Below are 23,600 nucleotides of genomic sequence, written 5' to 3'. Positions count from 1 at the left end.
TACTGCATACTCCATCAGCTCGTCGGGGACGTGCCCCAGATGCCAGAATAAATGGGGGCAGACGCGTGAAGTTGTCCTTACGGCGAGATGAAGTGTTCGTAATCCTCACCTTACTCGCAGTGTCAGGACAGACTGGCTACGCTCGCTTGCGCTTCACAGATCACGGCAATGCCCTGCTTCGACTTCTATGAACGGGGTAGACAAGGAGACGTTTCGCAACTTCTGCCCTTGGGACCGCTCAGGATGAAGAGTCTCGGTACGCTGCTGAACAGAGAAGAGAACCCGGGTTGTGCCCTCGGCATTTTTTGCCCGTTCTATACTGGTTGATCGCGCTTGCGAGGAGGACGGCGTATGATGCTCTCGCGGATCCAACTTCCACTGCTCATGGCGGCGATCGTTGCATCGCCCGTACTCGCACAGCAGCAGAACCCGGCTGTCCAACCCAGACTTGAAGGGCAGGTCAGCCAACTCTCACCTGACCTGCTGTACACGGGTTGGCGGGCGCAGCAACTGCTCGGGCAGCCTGTTATGCGTAAGGGTGGAAATCGCATCGGCACCGTGCGCGACCTCATTATTGACGCGGATGGCCGTCTCGCGGCCATGGTGATGGAAGGGGGCGGCGCCCTCGGCATTCCTGATGCGGTTTATCGCATTCCGTGGGATGAAGTGGACCTCACACCCGGTCAGGATGGGGTCAGTACCGGGCTGGCAAACAACAGCGAGAAGCCGCAGTATGGTCTGTTCCCCGGAACGGAGGGAGTTCCTACTGCCCCGCGGGAGTTCCGGCTGACGGAGGTTCTTGGGGACTATGCTCGGCTGCAGACCGGCTATGGCTACGGCTATGTGTCCGATGCCGTGTTTGACAAGTCTGGCCGGCTTATTGCCGTGCTTATAGCTCGCGATGTCGCCTCCGGCGGCGGCACTTATGCTTTTCCTTACCCGGGCACGACCGGCCGGTGGGATCCCGCCGCCGGCTACTATGGCCTGCCGTTTGTGATGGATTCTCAGGCCCAGATGGCAGGACTTCGCGTCGATCCAACCAAATTCAAAGGCGCAGCGCTGTAACGAACTGCGCTACGGGTAAGGCTGGAATATGTGATCCGGCCTCAGGAGCATGGAAGCGTAGCGCGAGCGCCGAACTCATTTCTAGTCGCCTCTCAGCTGAGCTACCGGCATGGCCCACGCCAACAGTCGCCGCAGCTTGTGCTGCAACGTCTCCGGCTTCTCAGGATCTAAGAGATGGCTTGCCGCAAGTCTTTCCTCCACTGCATTGAGATGCGGGAGTGGAAGCGGATGAAGTGATCTCCCATATGGCCTCGACAGAATGTCGATGATTTGGATTGGGCTGTTCCCCTCGTCTTGCAAAGCATTCACCATTTCAATCGCAACACCAAAGTGCTCCGCGAGGAGATCGTTGCGGGCAGTGCGGATCGCTGCTCGCGAGGCATCCTCATTTCGCGCTCCGGGTCGAACCTCCACGGCAATGTCGCACTCAGTGTCGAGGCCCATAGAACGGTTGTTCAGGTTGGAGGATCCGACACGCAGGAAGCGGTCATCAACGATCATGATTTTGGCATGCACGTAAATCGGTGTTCCCCTCGCGTTCGCTGGGTAGACCAGGCGGAGCCGGCTCTTCCGATCCGCTCGGCGTAGGCGTCGGGTGACGAGCGCACGAGCCGTTCCCATTGCCTCCTCTTCAAGCCATCCCTCCGCTGTCAGAGGCGCGACAATGATGACCTCGGGCCCTCCAGTCTGTTCCAAACGGGCGGCCAATGCCTCGCCAATCGTGTGGGACGCAAGATACTGGCTCTCGATATAGATGGCCTCTTGCGCACTGCCGATTGCGCTGAGATAGAGAGCCTCGACCTCCCGTGCTTCGGGTTGCCCATCATAGGCGGGCTGAGTTCGGGCGATGCCCACCTCGATATCCGTGAGAGTGGGAGAGAGGGTCTCCGGCCAGATCTCCTCGTCCAATCCGGGCGGAGCGAGGTCCTCTCCGGTTGCATGCTTCCAGCGCTCGCGTGCCAAGTCACCGAGAGCTGATGCAGCCTCTGCGTCGACGGCAGCTGTCGCGTCGTGCCAGGGGGGCTGAGTGAAACCCCAAGGACTGGTCCGGCGTGGATCCTGTTCGCGATGCTCGCGAGTGTCCCACCGGCCGACCGTGATATCGATGCCGCCGCAGAATGCCAGCACATCGTCGATCACGGCGAGCTTCTGGTGGTGACATGCATCAGCCGGATGAACGTGATCGAGCCGAAAGTGGACCCGCTTGCTTGCCACCCAATCAAGGATAAACAGGGGTGTTGCACCGCGTCCGAGAGTTTGGAGCACGCCGACGTCCCATTTTAGGACGCGAATCTCCAACTCGGGCCGCGCCTTCACAAGGGCGTTCAGCAGCGGGCCGAGCTTGTCTGGCCACTCATCCTCTATACTCGGGTCGAGCCGAATACGCGTGTCGAAATCCCAGCCGATCAGGTAAATCGAGCGTTGGGCCTGGACCATCGCTCTCCGCAAGCTCGCGAAATAGGAGGCCGCGTCAATGATCAATGCAAGACGGTCCGCCTTGGCCATTCGCCAGCACGTTTCGCCCGGTTCCAAGATCGGCTTGTCCATCGGAGCACTCGTCAAGAGTTGCGGCGACACCGTTATGACCGGCCAGCCCCTCGATCGAAAAGTAATTCAACCGTGACCCGCAGGCACGAACAGCTGCCCGGGTTAAGCCTGACGCTCCTTATCGGCTCATGTTCCCCTCGAACTTAAACTCGGGTGCATTCTGAAGGTCCTCACGTGTCGTGTTGGCGACGACGCGGATCTCGCCTCCAGCCTCACGCATGAGAACGAGAGATCCGGGATCAGCCGCGACATTGCGTTCGCCTAGGCCCAGGAAGCCTCCAACCGAGATGATGACGGCTCGAATAACGCGTCCTTGATCGACGACGATGTCTTCAACCTCTCCGATTTCCTCGTTCTGCAGGTTGTAAACGTCCGCATCGAGGAGGTTCGAGGCGAGCATGTCGGCGGGCTGGACAGTATAGAATGTCAGTCGGACGGTGGCTGGGTCGACTGCGCGGATTCCGGGCTGCACCGGCGGGGAACTCGGTTGTTGCTGATTGGGAGCGGCTGGTTGGCTAGGGGCAGCTTGGTTCGGCTGCGGCGAGGGAGCTGGTGCCGTTGTCTGGGCCCGCGCTTCATTGAACGCCATTGTGGCTGTCGACACAGTTATCGCAGCAAGGAACATCGGCAGGGCGCCCGCACTCGTTTTGGAGCTCTGCCAGGCAAATCTAAACATTTCTACCTCCATGACTTCTCAAGTGGCTGGTTCTCGTTCCTGCGAGAGTGTAAGAACGGGTGTGGCGGCTGGCAGTTTTCACCTGTCGGCCATTCAAGAACATTTTACGTACGGCAACGAACTCAGGGCCTCGTTGCGTATTGCAGGCACCATGACAGGCTTTCGCCCCTCTTCTCGCCACCTGGACATAGGATCCGAGAGTCAATAGGTGCAAGCTTATGGTTTGGCTGGCGCCGACTACTGTCGGAGGGCAGCGAGTGGCGGCGCAGCGACCTCGTCACATACAAGCCGCCCATGCTCTGCTCGAAGGGTGCGGTAGCAGTCGCAAGCCTCGGCCTCGAGACCGGCGCGGTCCAGGATGACGATCCGACCGCGTCCCCGATGAAGCAGGCCAGTCTCCTCCATGCGTCCCATTGCGGTCGTGACGCCCGCTCGGCGGACGCCGAGGGCGCGCCCGAGGAATTGATGAGTTAAGGGCAGCTCGTTGCCATGGATCCGATCCTGAGCGAAGAGCAACCATCGAGCCAGCCTTTGCTTGAGCGTGTGCCGGGTATTGCAGACCACGAGTTGGGTGCTCTGCACCGTTCTTACTTGAATGTAACGCAACAGGAGGTGGTGCAACGATGGAATGCCGCTCAGCACTCGACGAAGATCTTCCGCTGTAATGCGCAGAGCCTCGCCTGGCACCTGTACAACGCATCTGTATGGCGTGCGCGCGCTTCCAAGAACAAGAGGTATTCCAACGAAGTCCATATGGCCGAGCGTTCCGACTTCCAGCATGCTTTGATCGCCAGATCGCGCTAACAATGACGCCAATCCTCGCTCAATGAAATAGGCATGCGCGATCGGCAGATTACGCTCGTGCAGCACCTGACGGCGCTTAAGAACCACTCGCTCCAGATAGGGCTGCAACTCCTCGAGTACTTCGGCCGGCAGAGTAGTCAGCAATCCATTCCTCAGCGGCATCTCGTCGAGCCGAACAAGGGGTGCATGAACGGACTTGAGCGAGGCAGCGGGCCTGAGAGGTCTTTGACTGCTAAGGCTAAGCTCTTGCGGTTGAACGAACATTTCCGGGCTCCCGTCTTAACGGTCAGGTTGGCGTTGGCTTCAGCTCAGGTCACTTTCGAAGCAACCTTGCATTGCCATAATGTCGTGGAAGGCAGGTGGAATTGGCAGTCGGGCGATACCGCAGGGCTGTCAGGTTTTCCCTGACCGCGACGTCGCTAATCCCTTTCAGGCGTGTCGGGTAGAAACGTGACATTGTAGGCTAGATGAGAGACCATTTAGAAAGGATGGCGCTTTGGTGTACCCAAACCAGCGGTGCCCGCCCTGGTTGCAGTTTCGGATCAAGGCCAGCATGATGTCTCGCAACGATCAGCTCCGTGCCGGATCGCGCTCGATGGATCAGAACCATTCAAATCCTCTGAGGCGCCGGCTCTGGTTGTCGCTCGGGTTCAGTCGACGACCTCTCCTGTCTCTTATGATCGCTGCCATCATTCCGCTCCTCTTGTTCGGCAGCTGGGTGGCCTACATCACTGCGACACAGCAGCGTGAGCAGGCGCGTCGACGGGCTTTCGAGACCGTTAACCAGGTCGCAGAACGAATTGCCGCCGAAATGGACGCGCAACTCCAAGTTGTTGAAACTCTTGCCGCCTCGGCCTCTCTCGACACACCGTCACTGCAAGGCTTTTACACGGAAGCCCAGCGCGTGAAGGCGACCCACCCTTTGTGGGAAACAGTCGAGCTTGCAGATCCTTCCGGGACCCAGTTAGTCAATCTCCTGCGGCCTCTTGGGGTGAGGCTTGGCCCAACGGCTGACCGGGAAAGCTTTGACGAAGTTCTCCGAACCCGCCAGTCCGCCGTGGGCGGCGTCGGTCCGGTCGGGCCAATCTCGGGCAAGCGCCTTGTCGCCATTCGTGCCCCCGTCATTCGCCAGGGGCAACTCATCTATATTATGACGATTTCGTTCATTCCGAACGCCATAAGCGAGATTTTCAAGAGTGCCGGCGTTCCCAATGAGTGGGTAGGCGCTGTCGTGGACGCGCGGGGCAACTTCATCGCCCGGACGCTTGCTCAGGATACAGAACTTGGACGTCCGGCGTCGCCCGGTCTGCGGGAGGCAATTCAGCGAGCTCCGGCAGGGTTCTATGTCGCGCCCACGTTGGAGGGGGTCGAGGTGGAGACCTTCTATCGGACGCTTCCGAAAACCGGTGATTGGTCCGTTCATCTCGGTGTGCCAAGCGAGGTCTTGAACACTCCGGTATCTAGATCCGTGTACATTTTGGCGAGTGGTGGATTCGCGAGCTTTTTGCTCGCGCTGGTTCTCGCATCGCTTATGGCACGGGATATCGCACAGCGCAGGCAAACTGAGGTGGAACGTACCGAGCTAGCACTCGCTCTCAGCGAAGAACGGGGTGCTGTCGCCGTTGAGGCAGCAGAACTAGGAACCTGGCGGTGGGAGCTTGGTCGCGGCAAGTATTTTGGCTCGGAGAGATGCTGGGCTCTGCTGGATTTGCCGAGAGGGCCTGATTCCAACCCCGAAGAGAGCGTTCCGACTGAGCGCTTCCTTGAAACCATACATGAAGATGATCGCCCCACAATTCAAACTGCCGCACAGCGCTGCCTCAGAGATGGCTCTACGCTCAACACTGAGATCCGTGTTGAACGGCGGGATGGCAGCCTTCACTGGATCAAGGTTACCGGGCGTGCACTCAATGCATCGGGTGGTCACCAGCCAGTCATCCACGGAGTGGTCGCCGACATCGAGCCCGAAAAGCGAGCTCAGGCAGAACGTCTTGATCTTCTGCGACGTCTCGCCGAGGCGCAGGAGAACGAGCAACGTCGCATCGCACGTGAACTCCACGATCAGGTCGGTCAAACGGTCACCGGTCTGTCGCTGGGACTGAAGGCCCTCGAGCAGAACGTCGAGGCGACGAGCATCTTAGAGCAGGTACGCTGGCTCCAATCGCTGACGGCCGATATCGGACGTGATATCCATCGCGCAGCAGCGGACCTTCGACCGACAGCTCTCGACGATCTTGGCCTTCGAGAGTCTCTAATCGCATTCACTTCCGATTGGGGTGAGCGCTTTGGCATCAAAGTGGACACTCACTTTGTCGGTGTGGACGAGCAGCTACCCCCGGAAGTTGGGACAGTCGTGTACCGAGTGGTGCAAGAAGCATTTACTAACATTCTAAAGCACGCGAATGCCAACAATGTAAGCGTAGTCGTTGAGCGCCGGGGGCAAAAACTCCGGATCATCATTGAGGATGACGGGGTGGGATTTAACCCTGATGAGCCCGGTGGAATGTCTGCGGTAGAAAGTCGAATCGACGGGCCGCCGCTAGGCCTCTCGGGCGCCAAAGAACGCTTGACGCTGGTCAACGGCACCCTGGAGATCGAGTCGGCTCCTGGCGAGGGAACAACCCTCTTCATCCAAATCCCGCTTTCGCATTATGAGCTGAGGCCATGACCCAGATCCGAGTCGCCCTTGCGGATGATCACCCCGTCGTACTTGCTGGAGTGAGAGCTCTCCTTCAAGCGGCTCCGGAAATTGAACTCGTCGGAGAGGCCACAAACGGGGCCGCTGCTCTCCAGATGATATGCGACAAGCTACCCGACGTGGCAGTGATCGACATCTCAATGCCAGACTTGAACGGCATTGATCTGGCAAAGCGGGTTGCATCATCCTGTCCCGACGTGAAACTGCTGGCCCTGACTGTTCACGAAGACCGAGCGTACGTCCAACCTCTCCTGCAGGCAGGCGCCCGGGGGTATCTCCTGAAGCGCTCTGCCGCAGAAGATCTCGTGCGGGCGATCCGAGCCGTGGCAGCCGGAGGCATCTACTTGGATCCTGCCGTTGCAGACCGGGCGCTGTCCAATGCAGCCCGTGGGAGCAGGGGCGGAGCGATACCATCCGATGACCCGGAAGCACTTAGCCAGCGTGAGACTGAAGTGTTGAAGCTGACTGCTCAGGGCTACAGCAACAAGGAAGTTGCCGCGCGCCTCAACATCAGCGTTAAAACAATCGAGACTTACAAGGCGCGGGCGGCCGAGAAACTGGGATTGCGAACACGAGCCGATATCGTGCGCTATGGAGCTTCGCAAGGCTGGCTTATAGATCTCAGTCATGACTGAAAAGTAGGTACCACGCTCGCCTTCCGTTGACCTCAGGTGGTGTGACGATGTTGATCCGGACTACGCGAGGTAGGTTCGAGCCTCGGGTTCACGATTCGGATGAAACCTCCCCGATCGCAGGCGGCGGAGCTACCGGCGAGCTGCGCTCAAGATATGCAGGTACAGGATATCCAAGCCGATCTTCCGGGGCTCAAGATTGCGTGCCACACTCCTGCCTGCCGCTAACTGGGGCGGATCAACCCGCCTCCTTGGGCGCCTATTCTCCCGCAACTCTGGATCCACCGGCCGGAACTCCCCTCGAGAAACAGAACCTTATACCTCTGAAGCGCCTCCAGCCGGCGCACACTGATCATCCGGGATAGAGGATCTGCCTCGTTCGCAACCATCTGGCTTGGTGCTACAAGCAATGTTCTCGATACGCTCAAGTTCGCGTAGAACCCAGCGCTTGGCTCTTGTTTGCCGTCTCATCGGACGCTCCTTCGATGATGCCGTTCAAAGGGCAACGCGTCGATTGAGAGCTGGTTGTCTATCATATTGCGACTGACCGCGCGTCTCAGTACGGGCGCGGACCGAGATCATTTGGCTGCCAGATGACGCCAGATCAATTGAGGACCATCCTTCTAGAAAGAAGTGGTCACACTGTGGCCTGACGGAAGGATAGGTATCAATGATTAACCGCGCAATACGTTTTGAGGCGCGGCCGAGTAACGGTGCTGTGACGTTGTGCATCGAATTCGGTGACGATGCACAAGTGACCATGGCGCTCGAACTCGCCGAAGTCGAGGAGTTGCTTAGGGCAATCGACGGAGCTTTGGGAACGTCGAACAATGGCGGACACTCTATTGTACCTGTGGATCACTAGCGCACTCGCTCGGAACGCGAGTGCATCGTTATGAGGAGCAGGTCTAAACTGGCGCACGATCCGATTAATCCATTGAACAAATGTGCTCGTCAGAAGATGAGCATCGATTGCCTTCCCAAGCTGTATCGCAATTCAGGATCTAGTGCTCCTGAAGAGCTAAGGGGTGGAACCTGCTGCAAGTGTATCCCGAAGTGACTTCAGCATGTTGTGGTAGCACCGCACCGTGAGCGAGATGCGCCCACATGAGAGCAAATGGACATTGGCGTCTTTATTGCGGGCCAAGCTCGCATTTGCGCCTGATACCCTTCAGCCGAGCAACATTTTGATACCCAGTACTGCCAATGCACCGACCAAGCAGCTGAGTAACACGCGCAGCTCCGTCGTTCTGTTAGTGATACTCCGCACCCGCTGGGCTGCCTGCGCCGCCGTCATGGTGGAGCCATTCATGCATGAGCATAGGATGTAATGAGCATCTCCCTCGGTGAGGTCGAAAAAGCTGACGGCGTCTCCGAAATTGTCGCTCTTTAAGCCAATTGCGCGAAGTACAGGATCCTCAAAGGCGACCGTGAGCGGTGAATTATCAGAGCGCATGCACGGACGCTCGCTAGGGGAGGCAAGCTCAATCTCCCCCAAAGTACTCAGGCAGCGCTGTGGCTCCCGATCCAAGCGCTCGGCCCAAAGCTCCAGACGTGCTTTAGACGTCAGTTTCATCGGCCGGCCTTCACTAACGTCCGCGAGGGTGTGGAGTTGGTTCCTCCATCGGTGTTCCATAGTCTCCCTCCAAGTGGAATGGGCTTGTCGCAGATCATGGCCCGCTCGCGTCAGAGGCACTCGCCTTCGGCTAAATGCGAGTACTAGGGCTTGAGCTGTGCTAACCCGGTTATGAAGAGACAATCCTTGCTCCCGCTTCGGGGTGGCTGCGATGGCCTGCTCTAGGAGCGTTACCGTACTGAGTCTGGTCCTCCGGATCGCCGCCCGCGTGATAGTTTACAAGAGTCCATGGCATCATGAACGCCCAAGAATCCCGCTACGGCACGGATGCTGCGTCCTTTCGGTCGAATGGTCCGCCGAACGGAGGATAAAGTGAGCTTCACCGGCCCCGATGATGCCCTCCAGCTCTTCGGCATCACCCTGATTGGCGTGACCCCAGAGAACGGTCGTAAGCTGCTTTTGACCGCAGTCATCATCCTCATCATTGTTATAATCTCGCGTCTCCTCCATGCCCTTGTTGGGCGGGCCGCCCAGGACGTGAGCCGGCTTCGGACCCGGTTCTGGATCCGACAGGCAGCGAATATCCTCATTGCTCTTGTGGCCGTCATGGCGCTTGTCTCGATCTGGTTTGACGATCCGGCCCGGCTTACGACTGCCATCGGGCTGGTCACTGCGGGCCTAGCCTTCGCTCTTCAACGCGTGATCACTGCGATCGCCGGCTATCTCGTGATCTTGCGCGGCAGGACGTTCAATGTCGGTGACCGGATCGTCATGGGCGGGGTGCGCGGGGATGTGATCGCCCTAGACTTCATGCAGACCACTATTATGGAGATGGGGCAGCCGCCGGCAGTTCAGAATGCTGACCCAGCCATGTGGGTGAAGGCGCGTCAATACACTGGTCGGATCGTAACCGTGACGAACGCAAAGATCTTCGACGAACCAATTTACAACTACACGCGCGACTTTTCGTTTCTCTTCGAAGAAATCACAACTCCGATCAAGTACGATGCTAACCGCGCCCGCGCCGAGGCCATTCTGCTGGAGGTGGCACGACGGTACACCATACCCTTGGTGAGGATGAAGGAGGCTGAGAAGAAGGAGCTGCAACGCCGCTACTTCATGCAGAATCCCGAGTTCGAGCCGCGCGTATACTGGCGCATGACAGACAACTGGTTGGAGCTGACGGTACGCTTCGTTGCTCAAGACCACGGGGTGCGCGAGCTTAAGGATGCGATGACTCGGGATATTCTGGTCGCGTATGAGCAAGCCGGAATTGGGATTGCATCAGCCACTTTCGAGGTGGTGGGAGTGCCGGCGCTCACCCTGCGCCTTCCGGCGGACCGGATGTGAATGGCATGACAGACGGATTGCGGAATGACAGGCAGGCAGGTGAGCATGGCAGCGAGGCTGAAGTGTGTTCTAGACGATCATAGAGCTTGGGATGGCCATATAGCGGGTGGGTCGGGAAACGCTCAACGGAAGGATTGCGGCAAGATCTCGATCCGACCCTGCTAGTTACGAGATTGCTGAGCTTGCGGCAAACCTGACCCCACATACCAAGCCTTCCGGTTCGAAATTCATGTTAATTGTAGCATCAACGTCAGATAGGATCCGTTCAAGGAAAGATGTCCCGAACCCTCGTTTCGTCGGAGTGGCTACGAGCGGACCCGCACGTTCAGCCCAACTGAGGCGGACTTGACCGGCACAAATCGACCAAGTGACTGCTAGGTGTCCCTCCGGGACGGAGAGCGAACCGTATTTAGCTGCGTTAGTCGCGAGTTCGTGAAGGGCGAGAGCAAGGGCCTGACTGAGCTTGGGCTCTAAGCCGATGTGTGGGCCTTTGATCTTAATACGAGCCGTTCCATAGGGCTCCAGTTCAGATTCAACCAAGCTCCTCAGATCGACCGCCTGCTGGCGCAGCTCCCCGGCAAAACGGGTCGTTGCTATTAGCGCCGCAAGTCGCCTGTTGATCTTGCGGGCCTTCTGGGGAGAAGTCTCAAGGGTGTGGCTGACGATTGCTTGCGCGACAGCTAGCGTATTGTTCAAACGACTCTGGAGTTCTTTGTGCAGGAGCGTTCTCCACCCCTGCTCGTGCCGCAGGCGGCAAAGGGCACGCCTGTACCGTTCAGCGACCCAAAGAATCATGATGGATGAGAAAACATAAAGAGAGAGGTTCACAATGTGGGCCGGTGATCTCACAGCAAAGGCGAACTCGGGTGGCATGAAGGCCCACAAGCTGAGAGCTCCGCCTAACACTAAGCAAAGCAGACCGCTCGGCACTCCAGCGATGAGCGTTGCCACGAGAACTGCAGGAAAGTACGTGGTGAACGGGGCTAGCTCCGCCGGCGACCACCACCCGAATGCGAGACGGGCCAAAGTGGCTAACAAGACGCACGTGACAGCTACAGCGTAGGCGGTTGGCGAATGTGGTCGCATAACCGGTGCAAACCAATCCTCCGCATTCGCTGGAAGTGCAGCACTATCTCCCAATATGGTGCTCTCGGAAGACGCAGACACTTGCCCGTCGGCTGGATGTCGATCAGCCGACGTCGTGAGCCCCTGACGCAACAGGGCCGGCGTTGGCGGAGTAGGATCCTCCTGTGGGCGCTGGTGGGTCGAACCTTCAGCATTGTACAGCTCCCGTTCGTCCCTCCGCGCTCGTCGGAGCTCGACATGGGAGAGGGCTAGGGCGGCGGCGTTCGCAAGTGCCTGCAAAAGGTCCAACTCGGGAGGCGGGATCTCTCGTAACCGAGACCAATACGCCCCGACTGCTGCGATCGGATTATCCTTCCCGATCGGCACCATTGCCAAGCTGCGAACGAACGTTGGCTTATATGCGTCGTGCGGGATCCGGGCGTCAGCATAGATGTTAGGAATGATAACACCTTGCCCGTTGATCATGCACCATCCAGAAATGCATGCTTCCATTGGGAAGCGCTTGCCCTTCCATAAGGGCGAGATTGCGTCTTCCTCCGCGTAATAGCAGCGGTCACCATCCCGCAGCACAAAGGTGACGCCATCGGCGTGCAGGAGGGCACGGGCTGCTTGGGTGATGATCTCCATCACCTCTTGAGAGGAGATGGAGATTGCGAGTCTCCGAAGGACAGCTTCAAGACCAGCCAACTCGGACTTGTCGGCTCCCAACAATGGGAACCGGGCAACATCGCGGTTTGGGGGGTCTGATCCAACCATAGTGGAAACCACGTGTTGCAGCCGGCCACATGCGGCGGGCCCACTGTAGGCTTGAGTTGTCACTATGCCAAGCTACTTGGGTGCCGCCTGTTCTTGGTCGGCGTGCGACACCGATCTGTGCAGCTGGGTGGCCCCAAGCGTAAGCAGGAAAATGCTCGACGGCCACTTCCTTCTTGGCACCCGCAGTAGCTGCCAAGGTGCTGCTTCTAGGCAGGAGTTCGAACTCCGGGGGAGACCGGCTCAGATCCTATAGTTCTGACCGGGTGGGATGTTCCATCAACGCCTGAGCTAGCCGACAGGCGGATAAGGAGCAGCAGGTATGTCCACTTGCTGTGGCTCGTCCTGCTGAGGTAGTGCGCCTGGATCGGCTAGCGGAACATCGGCCGGCTCGTCAGTCCTGGGCAACTCGGGAGAAGGAGGAAAGACTGGTTTGGAGGCCGGCGTTGCTGGCGCACCGGGCTGTGGCATGTCCGACATGGCGGCTTCCGTCGATCTGCATTGGTAACTCTGTAAGTCACTGCTAGCCGCTTGCGTTCCATCGCTGTCTGAGCACCGCGACCACCTTCCCTACCCTGGCTCCATACAGTGGTTACGCCATGGCTCCCCAACATGCAAAGTGGTAGCCACAACGACCAAGGGAGGCTGTATGCGGCCGCCATCGGAGGTTGTTCCACACGGGTGAGCGGCGCAGCTTCGTGATGAGATCGTGCGGCCTGAATATCTCTGCAGCGCCGCAAAGCTGAGGATCAGACCCCGGGTCATGACGGCAGGTTGCTACTCCACCAGACCATTCCGCCTCTCGGCGAGGACCAGAGACGATCGAGTCAGGGAGCCGATAACAACGCTTTAAGAATTCGTTCCCAGCCCTAACCCATCAGCCCAATTATCTTAAGCTCAAGGTTTACCCTTCGGCACGATTTCGGACCTTTGTATAGGTCTGTAACATTCCTGTAGTGCCTCTGAAGCGGAAAGATACGTTTCGGCTCCTCTCGCCCTTACTGAGTGCCTGGGGGCGGAACGAAAGGCACGTCATCCGGTGCCGGCCCCTTGTGGTCAGCCGGGCTCCCATCCTCCGGAACGGGATCAAGCTCTGGAAGCTCTGGTAAGGGCCCAGGTATATCGAACTCCTCGGATGACGGATCTTGGGGCTTTGCTGTTCCTGACATATGGCGTTCCTCCATGACCTTCCCATTGGCAAAGCGCCACGCAAGCTGCGGTTCCATCCAGCTTTGGGCATCCTCGAGAGGGGCATGTCCGAACTGTAATGAGCCATTTCGCGCTAAGGATGATGCGTCCTTTGAGGCATGTTCCACCTAGCAGCCTCATCACAAGATTGGGCGGTCGTCACTGACGTGGGACAGCATGCAATGTCAGTGGTGCCGTCCGCCCACACCTTGCGGCGGATAAGCCGGAAAATTCTCGACCTCGATCCTACCTCTGGGTAGAGCATGGGGGTAGATTTCCTGCAGCCATGCGATCAATTTCTCACGGATCTCGCAGCGCAGGTCGAACGCCGCCCCTGATGATGCAGCACTCATGAGCCCCCGCAGTTCGACGGTCCCTTCCTTAGCGTCGGTCACCTGCAGGGCCGCGACATCCCCATTCCAGAGCGGGGATTCCTTCAGCAGCTCAAGAAATCTGGCTCGCACTGCCTCGACTGGGGTGGAGTAGTCCAAGTACCAGTGAACGGCTCCGATGATTGAAGTCGATTGCCGGGTCCAGTTCTGGAAGGGCTTCTCCATGAAGTAGGAAAGCGGGACAACCATGCGGCGCAGATCCCACAGCCTGATCACCACATAGGTGGTCTGAATCTCCTCGACAGTTCCGAACTCGCTCTCGACCAGCACTTCGTCGCCAAGACGGACGGGCTGTGTTACCGCGAGCTGGACGCCTGCAATGAGGTTCGACAACACGGGCCGCGCCGCTAAACCGATAGCAAGCCCCGCGACACCTGCCGAGGCGAAAAGGCTGACCCCGTACTGCCGCACCGCAGGGATCGTCATCAGAATGGCAGCCAGTGTCAGAAAGCCGAGGCCGAAGACGATTGTTCTTCGCAGAAGACGCACCTGAGTCAGGATCTTGCGGCTGAGCATGCTGTCTTCGGAGCCCTTCAGCGCATGCCGCAGGTAGTACTCCGAGGCTGTGTTAACAATGGTGATGGCGCCCCAGCCCAGGAATATGATGAAGCCGAACAGCAGGCCCCACTCAACCAAGTCGTGACCCACCACCCGCTCAGGCAGTCCCTGCAAGGTAACTCCGAGGCCGACCACGAGCACACCTAGCCGCGTTGGCGGGCCGATCCTCTTCAGCAGTCTACTCGCGAACTCGGCCAGCCTGCCCCGCAGCACCAAGCGTAGGGCATTCATAACAACAGAGTGAAGGAACAACAGCAGGAAGGCCACTACGGCCAAGACCGCGAAGCCGGTCAGCCAGTTCGGCCACAAAGCCTGCCATTGCGCCATGGCGCTCGATATCGTCAGCATGATGTCTCGCATGGGGACGCAACGCCAACCTGGTGTGTGTGTTCCGACGAATGATATCGGATCCTGAGAAGGGCTTCTCTCACCTTGATGGACACCTTCGAACCCGCGGCAATTCCCCTCATTCCAAGACAACTCCGAAGCGAGTGGGAAGCCCCTCAGCGTTGGCATTGCAGTAGACTGACGCAGCAACACCAAGATGCTGCACCTTATGGCGGGTAACGCTATGCGCCTTGCCGAAGGAGAATCCGCAGGTTTGCCATGCCAGTTCCAATTTGTCCCGGCAGAGCGAGCTGAAGCGCGTACTCACCCTTACATCATGCCTTTCGCTCGGCGGATCGGTCATTCGCATCGACTTGGCGTTCCACCGTCGCACTAAGCCGCTGATAAAGGCCAAGGCCAATGATCAGGAGTGTGGCGGCAACGAGCAGCAGAGTCGGATAAAGCAGCTGTGTCACGTCTCTCGCACTAACGCGGAACACCGTCACCAATGCCTCAAGGAAAACCGCTATGGCGATGGTTGAAATGAACTTGGTGAGACTCCTGCGCGCCTCCGACGCGATCCGGCGCTCGCGGCCGTTCAGCACCTCCTCCTCGATGAGGAACTTCGCGACATCGAACACGGCAATTGAGATGATCACGTATCCTACGGTCCCGAGCAGCGGATCCTCGAGAAGTGCTCCAGGGCTCACAATGGCAACTCCGAGGCGCCAACACCCGAACGCAATGAGGCCAAGAGCAAGCAGCATCAACACAAGGCCGGCGATGCCGAACATTAGACGGGACAGAAAATGCATCAGGTTTGTACTCCAAGCAGTGCGCGAGGCCGTGCCGGTTCCCACCGTTGCGTAGATGAAGGTCACTCCGAGCTCCAGTAACGTGCCTAGTGCCGTCCGGTCTTGGCGCACAGAACCTCGGTCCAGCCGTCGTAGCACGCTCCAACCCGAACACGTGCGCAATAGAGATCAAACCTTCAGCACGTAGCCTCTTAGTCGCGACTGTCGCATCCATCTGGTTCGGATCTTTGATCTGAGGCCTTCTCAATTCCTCATGATGCTAGCTTGTTGTACTTTCCGTCTTTCCAGACGTTGATGTTGTACTTTGGTTCTTTTATATCGCCCTTTTCATCGAAGCTGATAGGGCCGAGAACAGTGTCGACGCTCCCGCTCCGCAATGCTTTTGCGACAACTCGTGGATCCGTGCTGTTTGCCTCATCTATGCCGGCAGCGATAGCCTGGATCGTAGCGTAGGAGAAGAGGGAGAAGCCCTCCGGCGCGAATCCAGCTTGTTGAAACTGCTCTAATGCCTTTCGTGCCGCCTCACTGTCGCGGTTGTCAGAAGGAAAGGTAAAAATGGTTCCCTCGCCCGCTGGACCAGCAACGGATGTGAACTCCGGCGTAGCGATGCTATCTCCAGTGATCAGTTGAAACTTGTAATTCTGGTCAGCGGCCTGACGCTTCATTAAACCTGCCTCGGTATGATACCCGCCGAAGTAAACAACATCGACTCCTTCTGCCCTCAGGCGATTGATCACGGCCCTATAGTCCTTGTCTCCTGGATTGATGCCATCGTAGAGCACCTCCTGGACGCCTGCTTTGTTCAAGGAGGATTTCACGACGTCGGCCAATCCCTTCCCATAAGCGCTCTTGTCGTGAAGAATCGCGATCCTCTTGGATCCAAACCTCTCCCGGATCCAAGGGCCAATGAACTTGCCTTGCGCATCGTCGCGACCGTACAGCCGCATGATGGTCGTCCAGCCCTTCTCTGCTGCATCATCCGTCAACTTGGGGGCACTGGAAGCTGGGCTCATCATGAGGACGCCGGCTTCTGCGTAAACCCCGGCAGCTGGGATTGATGATCCGGAACAGGCATGGCCATTGACGAACTTGATACCCTCAGAGACAATCCGGTTCGCAACCGCTACTGCCTGTTTTGGCTCGCAAGCATCGTCAAAAATGGCGATCTTGAGGGCCTTCCCGTCGACACCACCACTCTTGTTGATTGCTTCGGCTGCAAGCTCAGCGCCGCGTTTGATCTGTTCCCCGATCGTGGCAACCGGGCCGGTCATCGGCCCGGCGACGGCAATCGTAATATCTTCAGCCTTCGCAATCCCGATCTCGGCCGCAAGTGTTACGGCAGAGGCGAATATCCACGATCCTATTTTCATCGCAGCACTTTCTTCACATGATGATATACAAATCGGCGGATTCCCGAGTCCAACGCCCTTAGCGCCAAGCCTACGATACGAAGGCGCACGGGAAATCGACTATTCTTTGAGATTACGCCAGAACAGCATTCTTAGTTTTGGATCCCCTGTCCAAAGTGAGTCCTCAAGCGAACCAAGTTCACAATGCGGGAGAGGCGGGATCGCGCAGCCGGCTCCAAAATGCCCAGCACTGCCCCGCAAGACTCGCACTTGGTGCTGAGCACCTCGGAGCATTGAGGAGGTGATTTTGGCTGGCAGCTTGATCCGCGCGATTACACCGTGTTTTGCCCCTACTTCGGCCATCACGAGTTTTTGTGTTCACCTCCGTTCAGAAGCTTTCGGCGAGCCGGAACCGGCGGCGCGCACGCGGTCTTTCCCTGTTGTTTGTGTTGGGCTGAGCCATGATGACAGACGATCTTGAGAAGAAAGCCACGGTTCTGCTGGTGGAGAGTGAGCCTTCGGTTCGCACAGGTGTGACGGCCTCCCTGATTAAGGCCGGCTTTGCGGTGATTGAAGCTGAGGATCCTGAGGAGGCATGGACCACCCTAGAATCTCGGCCCGAAGTGGGCGTTCTCCTGGCTGATCTTGACCTCAACTCAGGAGCTGACGGGCTGGATCTGGCTAGAAGGGCCCACGACCGGTGGCCGTCGCTGGGGCTGGTGATCATATCGAGTCATGTCCGGCATCTGCATCCTGCCGACATTCCCGGGGACGGCTGCTTTCTGCCACGTCCAGTGCCGGTGGATGTGCTGCTGCAGGAGATTGGCACAGCCACGCGGAGCTAGATACCGACGAGATCTCAACGCGGAGGTGGAGCTGCACATTGTTCGGTGAAGATCACGGGCGATCAGCCCGGAGCTGGTATCCGCCACAATCGCTACTCGAGCACTCATGCCATTGTTCAGGCAGCAGCGCTGATCGGGCGCCATACAACTGGTACCAGGAAGAAACGTTAAGCTTTAGGCCAAGTCCGGCGCCATTGGCTCGGCGAAGAGTGCGGGCCTGCTTCCAAATGGGAGCGGCCGTGGATTGTGATCTGCCCGGGGTACAGGCAACAGAGCCCTCCTGTTGCAATTCGAGCAGGGTCTCCTTGAGCGGGCCGGACAGGCTGCAGATCAGAGGAACTCTGACCTAACATGATCTGTTCTGCTTCGGTCCGCTGCGGCAGCTGCACTTCAACATAGTGCCGGTTCAGGTTCCGTGGCGATCGTCAGGATGTGATTGAGGTCTCACATGCACCAATATTACAAGCATAGTCCTTCGATCGCACCGGAGGTCCGCACCATGAACCCTGGCATCTTGATCATCAGCTATTCCGGCCATTTACTGCTTGGCTGTCTGTTGGACAACCCGATACCTGTGCAGCCTTGACTATTATGCTCAGGCTGATGACACGCTGGGCGATCCGCTCCCTGGCCGGGATCCTCACCGTTGGGGTGCTTGTCACCTTCATGGAGAGGCGATTCAGGCAGGCACGAAGGCAACTCATCAGCCGAAACGACGAGTTCCGGCCTGAGCGGCCCATGCGCCTCTCGCCTCTGACGAAGGCGGCACATCACGGGTCAGGTACCAACGGGGGCCATAGCGGCCACCGCCTCCTCGCCGATGGCCCTACGGCCCTCGCGGCGCGCCTTGTGCTCGTGCGGTCTGCGGTCAACACGCTCGACCTGCAGTACTACGCCTGGCACGACGATCTGGCCGGCCGCCTCATGGCGCGGGCGGTGCTTCAGGCGGCTGAACGCGGCGTGCGCGTGCGCATTCTGCTCGATGATCTGCATGCCCACTCGACCAAGAGGCTTGTGCGCGCGCTCGCGGCGCATTCGCAGATTACGGTGCGGGTCTACAACCCGTCGGTGACGCGCCGCGCCTATTTTCTCAACTGGTTGTTTTCCTTCCACCGTCTGAATCGGCGCATGCACAACAAGGCGCTGGTGGTGGACGGCAGCGCCGCAGTCATCGGCGGACGCAACATCGGCGATGTCTATTTCGGCTTGGCGGCCAACATGAACTTTCGCGATCTTGACGTGCTGACCATCGGGCCTGCGGCGCAGGCGGTGGAGGCGTCGTTCGAGCGGTTCTGGGCCAGCGAGCTCGTCATGCCGTCAGCGGCATTTGGTGTGGAGGAACATGGGAAAGTGGCTGAGGTCGCGCGCATCCTGGCTCAATTGGACTGCAGCATCGAAGACTGTCTGCGCCGACGCCGCCTAGCTGGAGGATCACGACACGGCACCGACGGGATGCTTGCCGAACGCGTTCCCGACTTGGATTCGCTCCTGTCCAACCTAATCTGGGCGCCGGCGACCGTGCTGGATGATGCACCAGGAGGAGATGCAAAAGCAGGCAGACTGCAACAATCGCTCAGGAATGCCCTCCGCAATGTCCGTGCCTCGCTGGACATTGAGAGCGGCTACCTGATTCCTGATGACGAGGATCTGACATGGTTCCGGCTGCTAACTGCGCGTGGGGTGTCGGTTCGGGCTGTGACCAACTCCTTGGGTACCAATGATGTCCTGCCAGCCCAGATCGCCTATGCCCGCCGCCGCCGCAGCCTGATCACGGCCGGCGTCGAGCTGTACGAACTGCAGCCGGACGCCAGGGTTCGCCGTGCCCTCTCCCTGTTGGGGAGCTCGGGCGGCGCCGGCCTGCACGCCAAGCTCATGCTTGCCGACGGGCGTCTGGCTGTGATCGGCTCCTACAATCTCGACCCGCGTTCGGCGGAGTACAACACGGAGCTGGTGCTGCTGATCGAGGGAGAAGCCTTCGCCCAGGAGCTTGCTACGATTATGAGGCAGGTGCGGTCGCCGTCCCAAAGCTATCGCGTCGAGCTGCGCCGGGGCCGACTGGTCTGGATCGGTGATGCCGCCGTGTTGACCCGGGAGCCGGACACCACGCTGCCGGCGCGGCTGCTCGCGGTGGGCATGCGTATCCTTCCGGTCGAGTGGCTCCTGTAGGCTGCCGCTCTGCCGACGGCTCCGGCGATGCCCTGAGAGATCTCGGCCCGGCCGGGCCGAGATTGGCGACCCTGGCCTGACAGACCTCTACTCGAGAATTTTCACAATGCGCCGGGAATCCGGCTCGACGAGAATGACACTGTCCTCGACTACTACGTAGCGATACGACCGGAGCTCCGGCACGTCGACGGTGCTTGGAATCGGCCTCAACTCCACGCATTGCGGCACGGTCGCCCCCTCGTGGAATACGGCCGAGGCATCACTGCGAAGGGTCTTGATGACGGTAGTCTCCTCGTCCTGCGAGAGGCTCAGCGAGCCCGATCCTTGGGAGGTCCCGAGGCTTGCCGTTGTGGCGCCCCGCTCGATGACTTCCACAACCTTGCGGGTCTTCGGGTTCACAATCACGATCTGATCCTTGACTACCACATAGCGATAGTCGCGGTACGCTGGAACGATCTCCACAACGTCGGCCGGCACTGGACGCAGGTTCAAGTCCTGAGGGACGCTCACGCCGACTGAGATCGAAAAGCTGACATTCTCGACAGACTTAACCTCCCGAGCGGTGAACGACTGCACAACACGCGACTTCTCCTCGCTTGAAAGCTTGATAGAGGTCGAGCTTGCGGCATCGGCGCCGGTGTCCTGCTTTTGAGGGGAATTCGAGGACTTCTGCTGCGTGGTGGCGGACGAGCGGCTGGTCTCCACGGGGGTAGTCTCCGTGGTCGTGGCCGGACCAGCCCTGTTGCTCTCGGTGCTGGTCCCGCGCGCTGTTCCCGAGGTCGGCATCCTCTGCTTGGTCTTGCCGCTGGTGCCATTATCATCGCTGGCGCTGGCGCTGGTGCTTGGGGATGTCTTCTGGTCGCCATTGCCGTTCTTGTCGGCGGCGCGCTTGCGGGACTTGCCCTGCCCCTCCCCATCGGACGCAGTTGTCTTCTTCGTAGCATCAGAGCTGTTGGCCTTGCCTGCGTCTTGAGCCTGTGTCGCGGACGGCTGCTCCGAAGCTTGGCGGCGGGCTTGTTCGGTTGGTGACCCGTTCCGCTCCCCCCCAGCCTCCGTGGTCGGCGTCTTCTGGTCGGATCCGCTTGCGGGCGCACCTGCCGAGGAGTTCGCCTTTCCGGAATCAGGTTGAACCCTGTCGGCCGAAGGGCCGCTGGTCTGCGGAAGTTTGGTCGGTGCTGACCCTTGCGAAGCCGCTCCACTGGGCTTGGCATGCGCGCCGTCGGATGCCGCCTCCGGAATCGGCTGTTTCTTTGCGGCCGGCGCTTCTTGGGCGAACGAGGAGGATGACACGGCGGCGGCAAAGGCGGCGACAGTCGAAAGCAGAATTTTATGCATGAGAAACCTTCCACATCGGTTGAGGTGGGCAAGCCCAAGGCTTGCCCGATGCTGGAAGAGGCGGGTCTGCAAACCACAGTCGCGGTGTGGTGCCCGTTGCTGCGTTGTCCTATCAGTCCGGGGGTATTCGCAGCCCGCCTCCGCGTGTGATGGGCTTAGACGTCCCAGAAGCCGCCGTCGCCGATGTCGTCGCCAATGTCGCCGAATTCGGGCTCCTCAATGATTTTGTCGCCGTCGCTGTCGTAGGAGGCATAGACGCCATCGTAGAACTCATCATTCGACAGCCTGTTGTCGTCGTTCACATCCCACTCGTCGAACGCCTTGTCGCCGAAGCGGGTGTTAAAAGCTGTGGCATCGTCTCCTAAGCCGGTTTCAAACTCGCTTTCCGTCAGACCCAGATCGTCGTTTTCATCCCATGCGTTGAAGATGCCGACCTCTTCAAAGTTCGTCCGGAACTCCTCGCTCGTTAATCGCGCATCTGCATTCGCGTCCCACTCGCTGAATTCCGCAGCGCTCACGGGAGCCGCGAGCAGCATCAGACCAACGGCGCACACTCCGACACGGGAAACGTTGCTGAACAGTTTCATAGACCAATCTCCTTTGCTTAGTGGGGGCTGAGCTAAGGTGCGCAAGACATCGTCGCGTCACACCACTCAGACACTAGAAATGCAACGAGTGATTTCTCTGCCGGTTCGATCTTTAGATTGTACAATAGCGTACTTGGCTCGATATATGGGAGAAAGCACTCAAGTTTTACGCGGTTCGCGTGCCACTATATGAAGCCTAAGGCGCGCTATATTTGCCAGTGTCTCTAACCAGAAAAGAGTCGGTTCATATTGGACCCAGTTGAATTCCCCTCATGGTGAAGCGGATTCAACCGTCGTCTCTGGTCTGCGATAACCTTCCGGGCAAGAAGCGTGAGCAGCTTTGGTCGGATCCGCCCTCGGGCTCATTCGGCAGAAGGCATAGAGGCCTTGGCCTCCCTTGAGATGGCAGTCGGCCGGCGTGCAAAGCGCTCGACGGCGCTGATGAAAGGGGCTGTACGAGAAGGAAAGCTGGAATGTTAGCAAGCGCCGTCACAATGACAGCAACCCATCGGACGCTCGAGACATCATCACGAGAGGACGGACCTCCGCCACCTTGTCTGGCCTCGGTCTTGCGATGGAATGGGCCCTGTGGATCTCCGACAACACCAAGATCAGGGACCGGCTCGGAAATTAGCCCTGGCTTAGCATGACCGACCGGCGCAAGTCGCGTCGCTTTGGCAGCACTCTCGTCCGGGGGCGGTTGTGGCGCGCAATCACCCCCTTGCCAATTGCAGTAGGAATTCGTGCGGGCACTCTCCTCCCACCTAATCGACGCAGGCTTGAGCCTTGGCACCGCCGTAACTCTCGCAGGGCTGCTGGCGCCATGGTGGCCGGCCCTTGAGCTAATCAACCATTTCCGTCCGTTCCTGGCTCTGGGCACGGGCTTGCTGCTGGTTCTCTCTCTCGGGCTCCGCTCCCGGAGGCTCACCGCCACCGCAAGTGCGCTATTCACCGTCAATCTCGCACTGCTGATCGTCCCTGCGCTCTGCTATGGCGCACTGAAACATGCGGCTGCTGAACCTGATCTGAGAGTGGCGACCCTCAACACCTGGATCGTGAATGGACAGGCAAACAGGATCATGGGTTTCATCAAGCAGACCGATGCGGATGTGATCCTGCTCCAGGAGGTCGGTCAAGGTGACCAGGCCGCTGTCCTCAATCAGCTTGCCTCCGCTTACCCTTATGTTCTGTTCGACGAGCACTCCCGGTCCGGGCCTGCTTTACTGTCGAAGTGGCGTTGGTCCGACAGTGGGATCATTCCAACCGGACGGGGCCGGCCATTGGCCGTCTGGGCCCGCTTTGAGCAGGATGGTCGATTGTTCGAGATCGCAAGCGTGCACACCGCAAACCCATTCGAGTGGCTGCACCAACCTGGCGACATCGACCGGCTCATCAGGTTTGCACGCTCAAGACAAGCGCCGTTGATCCTTGGTGGCGACTTCAACCTGACACCGTTCTCGTGGAAGCTCATCAAGTTGGCCGAGTGGGCAGACTTGCGATGGGGACAGACGTTTGCAGCGAGTTGGCCAGCCAATCGGCTGATCCCGATCGTCCTAATTGACCATGTGCTGGTTTCAAAAGGCGTCGTGCTCACGGCTGTTGAGACAGGTCCGCGTGTGGGCTCAGACCATCTCCCGGTTGTGGTGGATCTGATCCTTGAGGACCGCCAAACCGAGACGGGCGACTGACAAAAAGGGCGCTCCAGGTAGACCACACCGGCCATTTCCACAGGATGGGATTTCAACACAGTGTGCCTGTGGAGATGAACAAGACACTTCATGTCTCTTGCGATCCGGAGTGGCCGCCGCCCCAAAGCCGGCCATGAAGGTGCCGCTAACCGGTTATCTGTC

General features: G+C 58.8%; 19 protein-coding genes. 9 read left to right on the top strand and 10 right to left on the bottom strand.

Going from position 1 to position 23,600, the window contains the following annotated elements; all coding sequences use genetic code 11:
- The first annotated feature begins 351 nt into the window (after positions 1-351).
- On the top strand, positions 352-1,065 hold the full coding sequence (locus tag JQC81_RS03480) for a PRC-barrel domain-containing protein (protein ID WP_203270325.1): 714 nt from the start codon (positions 352-354) through the stop codon (positions 1,063-1,065).
- Between the two features lie 81 nt (positions 1,066-1,146).
- On the opposite strand, the gene JQC81_RS03475 is transcribed toward JQC81_RS03480, so the two are convergent.
- From JQC81_RS03475 to JQC81_RS34255, 3 genes are all read right to left on the bottom strand, one after another.
- A complete protein-coding gene (locus JQC81_RS03475) occupies positions 1,147-2,613 on the bottom strand; it encodes a phospholipase D-like domain-containing protein (protein WP_203270324.1) in 1,467 nt (488 codons plus the stop codon).
- 118 nt (positions 2,614-2,731) lie between these two features.
- Positions 2,732-3,085, bottom strand: coding sequence for a PRC-barrel domain-containing protein (locus JQC81_RS03470; RefSeq protein ID WP_203270323.1), 354 nt, complete (start codon positions 3,083-3,085; stop codon positions 2,732-2,734).
- 441 nt (positions 3,086-3,526) lie between these two features.
- Positions 3,527-4,159 carry a Crp/Fnr family transcriptional regulator gene (locus JQC81_RS34255; protein WP_376772365.1) on the bottom strand — a complete coding sequence of 211 codons (633 nt, stop codon included), beginning with the start codon at positions 4,157-4,159 and terminating at the stop codon, positions 3,527-3,529.
- On the opposite strand from JQC81_RS34255, the gene JQC81_RS32900 reads away from it, so the two are divergent.
- The 4 genes from JQC81_RS32900 to JQC81_RS03450 all read left to right on the top strand — a co-directional run bounded on the left by JQC81_RS32900 (position 4,127) and on the right by JQC81_RS03450 (position 8,288).
- Positions 4,127-4,501, top strand: a complete 375-nt coding sequence (locus tag JQC81_RS32900; RefSeq protein WP_246520201.1) for a hypothetical protein — start codon at positions 4,127-4,129, stop codon at positions 4,499-4,501. The two genes, JQC81_RS34255 and JQC81_RS32900, sit on opposite strands and share 33 nt — an antisense overlap.
- Before the next feature lie 268 nt (positions 4,502-4,769).
- Positions 4,770-6,761 (top strand): ATP-binding protein, encoded by a 1,992-nt coding sequence (locus JQC81_RS03460; RefSeq protein WP_246520200.1) that lies wholly within the window; start codon positions 4,770-4,772, stop codon positions 6,759-6,761.
- Positions 6,758-7,426: a response regulator transcription factor gene (locus JQC81_RS03455; protein ID WP_203270320.1), complete on the top strand. Its 669-nt coding sequence runs from the start codon at positions 6,758-6,760 to the stop codon at positions 7,424-7,426. Before JQC81_RS03460 ends, JQC81_RS03455 begins: the two co-directional genes overlap by 4 nt.
- Positions 7,427-8,093: 667 nt before the next feature.
- The gene (locus JQC81_RS03450; protein ID WP_203270319.1) at positions 8,094-8,288 is read left to right on the top strand and encodes a hypothetical protein; all 195 of its coding nucleotides are present in this window, start codon (positions 8,094-8,096) and stop codon (positions 8,286-8,288) included.
- A 306-nt stretch (positions 8,289-8,594) separates the two neighbouring features.
- On the opposite strand, the gene JQC81_RS03445 is transcribed toward JQC81_RS03450, so the two are convergent.
- Entirely contained in the window at positions 8,595-8,999 is a 405-nt protein-coding gene (locus JQC81_RS03445; protein WP_203270318.1) for a hypothetical protein, read from the bottom strand.
- A 372-nt stretch (positions 9,000-9,371) separates the two neighbouring features.
- On the opposite strand from JQC81_RS03445, the gene JQC81_RS03440 reads away from it, so the two are divergent.
- Entirely contained in the window at positions 9,372-10,349 is a 978-nt protein-coding gene (locus tag JQC81_RS03440; protein ID WP_312887466.1) for a mechanosensitive ion channel family protein, read from the top strand.
- Between the two features lie 165 nt (positions 10,350-10,514).
- Here JQC81_RS03440 and JQC81_RS34250 read toward each other — a convergent pair whose 3' ends face one another.
- From JQC81_RS34250 to JQC81_RS03420, 4 genes are all read right to left on the bottom strand, one after another.
- A complete protein-coding gene (locus tag JQC81_RS34250; protein ID WP_376772364.1) occupies positions 10,515-12,191 on the bottom strand; it encodes a DUF4118 domain-containing protein in 1,677 nt (558 codons plus the stop codon).
- Positions 12,192-13,561: 1,370 nt separating this feature from the next.
- Complete coding sequence (locus JQC81_RS03430; RefSeq protein ID WP_203270315.1) at positions 13,562-14,674, bottom strand: mechanosensitive ion channel family protein; 1,113 nt, start codon at positions 14,672-14,674, stop codon at positions 13,562-13,564.
- A 314-nt stretch (positions 14,675-14,988) separates the two neighbouring features.
- Complete coding sequence (locus JQC81_RS03425; RefSeq protein ID WP_203270314.1) at positions 14,989-15,534, bottom strand: GNAT family acetyltransferase; 546 nt, start codon at positions 15,532-15,534, stop codon at positions 14,989-14,991.
- 185 nt (positions 15,535-15,719) lie between these two features.
- Positions 15,720-16,838, bottom strand: a complete 1,119-nt coding sequence (locus JQC81_RS03420; RefSeq protein ID WP_203270313.1) for a branched-chain amino acid ABC transporter substrate-binding protein — start codon at positions 16,836-16,838, stop codon at positions 15,720-15,722.
- A 443-nt stretch (positions 16,839-17,281) separates the two neighbouring features.
- Here JQC81_RS03420 and JQC81_RS03415 point away from each other — a divergent pair, with 443 nt between their 5' ends.
- Entirely contained in the window at positions 17,282-17,662 is a 381-nt protein-coding gene (locus JQC81_RS03415; RefSeq protein ID WP_203270312.1) for a response regulator, read from the top strand.
- Positions 17,663-18,265: 603 nt separating this feature from the next.
- Positions 18,266-19,828, top strand: coding sequence for a phospholipase D family protein (locus JQC81_RS03410; protein ID WP_203270311.1), 1,563 nt, complete (start codon positions 18,266-18,268; stop codon positions 19,826-19,828).
- A gap of 87 nt (positions 19,829-19,915) precedes the next feature.
- Here JQC81_RS03410 and JQC81_RS03405 read toward each other — a convergent pair whose 3' ends face one another.
- The gene (locus JQC81_RS03405; RefSeq protein WP_203270310.1) at positions 19,916-21,163 is read right to left on the bottom strand and encodes a DUF1236 domain-containing protein; all 1,248 of its coding nucleotides are present in this window, start codon (positions 21,161-21,163) and stop codon (positions 19,916-19,918) included.
- A gap of 155 nt (positions 21,164-21,318) precedes the next feature.
- On the bottom strand, positions 21,319-21,750 hold the full coding sequence (locus JQC81_RS03400; RefSeq protein ID WP_203270309.1) for an EF-hand domain-containing protein: 432 nt from the start codon (positions 21,748-21,750) through the stop codon (positions 21,319-21,321).
- Positions 21,751-22,493: 743 nt separating this feature from the next.
- Between JQC81_RS03400 and JQC81_RS32895 the strand changes: the two genes are divergently transcribed.
- Positions 22,494-23,438, top strand: a complete 945-nt coding sequence (locus tag JQC81_RS32895) for an endonuclease/exonuclease/phosphatase family protein (RefSeq protein WP_203270308.1) — start codon at positions 22,494-22,496, stop codon at positions 23,436-23,438.
- Positions 23,439-23,600 lie beyond the last annotated feature (162 nt).

The organism is Microvirga arabica, from assembly GCF_016811235.1.
Classification (GTDB): domain Bacteria; phylum Pseudomonadota; class Alphaproteobacteria; order Rhizobiales; family Beijerinckiaceae; genus Microvirga; species Microvirga arabica.
The sequence above is the reverse complement of the archived record's forward strand: the minus strand, read 5'-3'. Positions and strand labels throughout refer to the sequence as shown.